The sequence below is a fragment of the Paenibacillus septentrionalis genome, from assembly GCF_042659865.1.
Taxonomy (GTDB): domain Bacteria; phylum Bacillota; class Bacilli; order Paenibacillales; family Paenibacillaceae; genus Pristimantibacillus; species Pristimantibacillus septentrionalis.
The window spans coordinates 1-2,855 of the sequence record NZ_JBHSTE010000018.1; the positions used below are offsets into that span (position 1 = coordinate 1).

Below are 2,855 nucleotides of genomic sequence, written 5' to 3' on the forward strand. Positions count from 1 at the left end.
GTCAGATACATCTACCGAATATACGAAAATCGGCGCGGTGAATTCGCTAAACGGTATCATTACCCTTAAGTATAAGCAGACCTTTGGAGAAGAATCCATCACTAAAGGACAATACAAAGACTGGGCAAGCCCAGGTGCTAGACAAATGTGGTATTGTGGAAAGTTCAACGTTGACTTTCATTCCTATACCTATATGTATCATGACAAAGTCATCTATGCAGAATTTGAACAGGGGACAACCAATGTCGGTGGCGGAAATTGCGTAGCAGAAATCTTGCCTCCTACGCAAGGAGCTGTTCAAACCCGCAGCCATATGAATCCGAACCCAACAGCGCAGATTGGGGCAGATGCTCGTGGAAGTGAGCGGTTTAATGTAACGCAAGGGATTCCGACGACAGAGTCGCTATATGCCAATGTCCGAGCCAGTGAGTACTTATTTGACTATACGTTTGCCAATATGAATGGGAATGTACGGTATACCTGTCAATTCGATATTGTCTACGACAGGCAATGGAAAGAACAGCACCCAGATATATGTGATGATCAAGGCTGCGAACCGCAGGATCCGACCGATGTCACCGATCAGTTGAGTGTATCGTACTCGTTTACCTTTGATCGGCAGTATTCCTATTGGACCATTAAGCATTTAGAAGCGTATGGATTAAGCCGGTCAGATCTTTATAACTATGCGCTCCCTGGTGGAGCCATCATGCTCTATGCCACAGGTTACAGTGAGCCAGAGCTGCTTGCGGATCGCAGTGATAATGTAGAAGATCATGTAACGCCTGCCGAAACGGGAGCCGTGACCTACACGGATACGAGTTTGAAATCAGAGGGCATGACACCACCCGAGCCGCCGGCCCAAGCGACGGTGATCGCAGCGTTAAAAGCAATGGCTGAGGCTGCAACCGATGATCCTAAAGTGAAGAATGATTGGGTGGAGTTCAATGGAACCGTTGTGATGGACAACAGTGAGAGAGCAAGTACTGGGCCTACGCCTGGAGCTATCCCGCAGCCTGCTGTCATTGGACCTGATGTGCTGTACAGAAGCGGCCTTTTTATTACAAGCACCCTTCGTAACGCTGCCAACACACCGAGCACCGGCACCATATACTACGAGCCGTTGCCGGACAGTCTAGATGGGTATAGGGAGAAGGAGTTCTCCATTGCTGGAATCAACAGTGTCACCGTACATACCCCGGTAGTCAATTACTCCACGCTGCCGGATGATAACCGTCCATTCGATCAGCGGATGAATCCAGACTTATCTCGTACAGTGCTTGTACTGGATCGCCCCTTTACGATCCGTTTCAACGAATCGGGTCAACATCGTAGTATTCAAGGGTACGGGAATCGCGACTATATTCGCTATACCCAGCAGAAGCGTGTGCGCTTCCCGTTTGGCGTATTTCAAGGCAGTACCTATTACGCGGCCAATACTTGGATTGATTATCCAGTCGGGGTGTCAGCGATGACGTTCACCATGCCTACTTGGGTAGATGAAGGGAACTATCAGATCCGGACAGAGTCCTGGGCGATTAATTCGGAAATCGGAGATAGTTGTGAACTCAACAGAAATAGTAGTCTAGCCAACTATTGTGCTTATGAAACCTTTGATGTTGGTGTCGTGGGCCGACTCTATGGCTTCCGTGTCTGGGACATCGGTGATCCACGTTATGAGACGGTCTTTCGCACAGCTAAAGGATCGAAACAGCACAAACCCGTGGCCTATTATAGTGGGGGAAGAGATGAAAACGGAGTACCCACTGCTTTAGAGGAGCAATATAACTGGCTACTTCCAATCCGTCAAGGCTCACATCCAACGCAACAAGCGACTGTTCCACATAATGGCTATGCCTTCCTCTTTGATTTCAAGACAATTGGAAACCTGTGGAATAGTGGGGAAGGGATCAGAATAGACCCGACCTTCTGGTTCGTTCCTCGCAGTGGTGGAGAGGCCATCGAAGTTGATCTATACTACGATGCAAGTGGAGCAGGAAATAAAATGATTGCTGTTGGAAGTGAGTTAGATCGTAGGTCGTATACGAGAATGTACACATTAGCAGACCCTTTCCGAAATATTGCGACAACCGAGCTTCAGGAAGCCGCCAACTATGAATACCATCATATCTTGACGGCTAACGAACGAGCGAAACAGCCTTGGAGTCGTTTTTATAGTCAATACCTTGAACGGAAAGTCCCGATTGGGATCGGTTATAAAAGCTTAATACTCCCTTACAAATCTCGTACGCTAATTGGAACGTCTACACCGCCAGCAGCCGTGAATCCAACCGTAGCGCTTCGCAGCGAGCAGCATTGGTATGGAGAATATCATCTCCCGATTGCTCCCTATATTTTACCTAAAGGAACGAACCTACAAGAGGTGGCCAATAAATATGGTGGGAAGCTAAATGGTCATGAGTCGGAATTTTTGAAAAAAGGATACATCATTGTGAATTTTCAATTGTATACAGTGAAAAATAACGATCCCGATACCCGCATTCTCGGTTATAAGGGGAGAATTGCGAATATGTGGGAAATCGAAGGGCAAGTATCCTCCGCACGTAATTATCTGGGACAAACCTTTCAATATCATTCTGGTGACATCATCCTCTTTGAATCTGATTATTCCGTACGAAATGATTTTCAAGGACAAGGAAAATAAAGCCACAGCCATCCGATCATTCCTCATTGGATGGCTATGTGTAAATAAAGGGGCATATGGAGATGGCCAACATAAGCGTATTTCGTCCAGATCGTGTGCGGCAGCTGCAACGGGATCTGGAGCAGGTGGCAAGCGCAACTAATTTGCTGAGGCAACAGATCAACGGAAACGTCAACAGCTGGAGCGGTGA

Annotated in this window: 1 protein-coding gene; it reads left to right on the forward strand. The window is 47.3% G+C overall.

Annotated elements, in window-relative coordinates; all coding sequences use genetic code 11:
• A partial coding sequence (locus tag ACFP56_RS21645) for a DUF5704 domain-containing protein (protein WP_379238572.1) occupies positions 1 to 2,665 on the forward strand: 2,665 nt, incomplete at its 5' end.
• Positions 2,666 to 2,855: the final 190 nt, after the last annotated feature.